The sequence below is a fragment of the Microvirga sp. 2MCAF35 genome (genome assembly GCF_052115545.1).
Classification (GTDB): Bacteria; Pseudomonadota; Alphaproteobacteria; order Rhizobiales; family Beijerinckiaceae; genus Microvirga.
Genome location: NZ_JBFRGW010000089.1, coordinates 1 through 1,677 on the forward strand (window position 1 = coordinate 1; position 1,677 = coordinate 1,677).

Consider the following 1,677-nt stretch of genomic DNA (forward strand, 5'->3'; position numbering starts at 1 on the left):
CTAGGACGGCAAAGCCGGCTGTCTGGTAGAGTGTGGTGGTGGGGGTCTTCTGTACCTGATGGGAGGTGCGGGATGACCAGACTCTCAGGGCGCCAGCCGCCGGAGCGCGAGCGGGTGCTGCGGCCCGCCTGTCGGCTGTGCCCGGCCTGCGGAGCCCCGATGCGCATCCGCTACGAGAACCACCGCACCCTTGTGACGCTGACCGGATCGATCCGCTTGCGGCTCAAGATCCGCTGGTGCGAGACCGACGGGTGCGCCCGCTTCCACAAGCCCTACCGGCCTGAGAGTGAGGGCGCCCTGGCCTTGCCCCAGCACAAGTTCGGCCTGGACATCGTGGCACTGATCGGGGCCTTGCGCCACCGCGAGCATCGCAGCGTGCCCGAGATCCACGCGGTGCTCACGGCCCGCGGCGTCACCATTGCCGAGCGCAGCGTCACCAACCTGCTCGACCGCTACGATGAGCTGCTCGCCACCCGGCTGATGGAGCGCCGCCCCTTGCAGAGGCTCCTGGCCCGGCAAGGGCGGGTCATTCTGGCGTTGGATGGCGTGCAGCCGGATGTCGGCCATGAGGTGCTGTGGGTCATCCGCGACTGCCCGTCCGGCATCATTGTGCTGGCCCGCAGCCTGCTCTCCGGCCGGGCCCAGGATCTGGCGGGGCTGCTGCGCGAAGCGGTGGCCGCCGTGGGCGTGCCGGTTGTCGGCGTGATCAGCGACGGTCAGACGTCCATCCGTCAGGCGGTCGCCCAGGTGCTGCCGGGTGTGTCGCATCAGCTGTGTCAGTTCCACTTCCTGCGCGAGGCGGCTCATCCGATCTTCGAGGCCGACCGGCATGCCAAGAAGGAGCTCAAGGAGCAGGTGCGCGGCATCCGCCGGATCGAACGGGCCGTGGAGGAGCGGGATGATGCCGAAGCGGCGATCGTGCAGGGATACTGTGCGGCGGTGCGCAGCGCGATCACCGATGACGGCCGGGCACCGCTCGCCGCCGCGGGTCTCAAACTGAAGCAGCGGTTGGAGACGGTCGCCGGCAGCCTGGACCGGGTGCAGCAAAAGGGGGCCTCGCGCCGGCGCTCACGCGCCTGCACCAGATGATCGCTCGTGCGCTGGAGCGTACGGCCGCCTTGTGGCCGGATGTGGAATACGCCTACCGGTTCGTGCACGCCGTGGCGCATTGGCTTGGCAACCCGCACGAGGAGAGCGCCGCGATGGTGCGGCGGCGGGTCAACGGGGTGCTGGGCGCGATGCAGCGGCATCGCCTCAAAGCTGGGTCGCTGGCCGGTGCACTTGATCATTTCCAGAAGGTCACGCGCAGCTATCGCCCTGGGTTGTTCCACACCTATGCGGTGCCGGACCTGCCGCGCACCAACAATGATCTCGAACAGCTCTTCGGCTCCCAGCGCGATCACGAGCGGCGTGCCACCGGCCGCAAGACAGCGGCCCCTGGTGCGGTTCTGCGCGGCTCGGTCCGTCTGCTCGCCGCCACTGCGACCCGCGTGCAGGCGCCCACGGCGCGAGATCTGGGCGCCGCGAACCGGGAGCACTGGAGGAGTTTGCGCCAGCGTCTGGAGAGAGGCCGCCGCGCGCGAACCCTGCGCACCCGCTTTCGACACGATCCCGCTGCCTACCTGGCGGCTCTCGAACAGCAGGTCTGCCAGCTAGCTTTGCCGTCCTAGAAAAAAA

1 protein-coding gene is annotated in these 1,677 nt (G+C 68.9%); it reads left to right on the forward strand.

The genetic code is table 11. The features are described 5' to 3' along the window. The first annotated feature begins 159 nt into the window (after nucleotides 1–159). A protein-coding gene (locus AB4097_RS21415; protein WP_442043309.1) for a transposase occupies nucleotides 160–1,670 on the forward strand; the annotation gives its coding sequence in 2 pieces (ribosomal slippage) (nucleotides 160–1,045 and nucleotides 1,045–1,670; 1,512 coding nt in all). The last annotated feature ends 7 nt before the right edge of the window (nucleotides 1,671–1,677 follow it).